The following is an 815-nucleotide window of genomic DNA, read 5'->3' as shown; positions in this document are numbered from 1 at the left end:
GCTTGCAGAATACGGTATTCAATACGAAGTGGTGCCGGGGATCACTGCTGCGGCTGGCGCGACGGCTTACGCTGGTATTCCATTAACGCACCGTGATCATGCGCAAAGCGTTCAATTCATCACGGGTCACGTGCAAAAAGACGGTCGCGAAATTGAATGGCACTCGTTAGCGCAATCAAACAACACGCTTGTGTTTTACATGGGTTTGAAGCAAAGCAGTCACATTATGGACAAGCTCATCACGCACGGCTTAGACCCAGAAATGTCATGCGCAATCATCGAAAATGGGACGCGACCAGAGCAACGCGTGTTCCAAGGTAAACTAAATGAACTGTCTAACATGGCAGAGCAAGCAGTAAGCCCTGCATTGATTGTGGTGGGGAGCGTTACGCAGCTGCATAATAAGTTGGCGTGGTTCGGAAAGTAACGAAGAATCCTGTTTCTTCACGAGTCTTCATTTCCTCAAGTGCTTCAGATTTCGCAGGGGCTTCGCTGCCTCTGCATCTCTTGTTTCCGCATCGGCATTTGGTCAATCAAATCGTTAATGTATTGCCAGTCGGTTTCTGCCCCCCAGCGGTATTTTTCTAAGCCATCTTTACCGAGCAAAATCGCAGTGTGCTCGCCTTTTTTCACGCTGTAGATCTCTGCGAGTATCTTTAAATCAAACTCTTCTTTAAGCCAGCTTGGCACGGTGTAGCCGTCTTCTGTGATTACCAGTGTGACGACATCTCTATCAACTAACTCACACTCGTGCATCAATGCTTCAAGCAAGAACTGTTTTACGTAATCATCATTTTCAGGCGCGAAATACAGAA

Annotated in this window: 2 protein-coding genes; one reads left to right on the top strand and one right to left on the bottom strand. The window is 47.5% G+C overall.

Translation table 11 applies throughout. The features are described 5' to 3' along the window. Positions 1–427, top strand: a 427-nt coding sequence (locus tag R7044_RS24850) for a uroporphyrinogen-III C-methyltransferase (RefSeq protein WP_263857037.1), incomplete at its 5' end; no start/stop codon positions are given. Between the two features lie 44 nt (positions 428–471). Here R7044_RS24850 and R7044_RS24845 read toward each other — a convergent pair. After that, a partial coding sequence (locus R7044_RS24845; RefSeq protein WP_225455951.1) for a DUF4174 domain-containing protein occupies positions 472–815 on the bottom strand: 344 nt, incomplete at its 5' end.

The organism is Vibrio sp. 1402, assembly GCF_033340275.1.
This window is presented reverse-complemented; position numbering and strand designations above follow the sequence as displayed.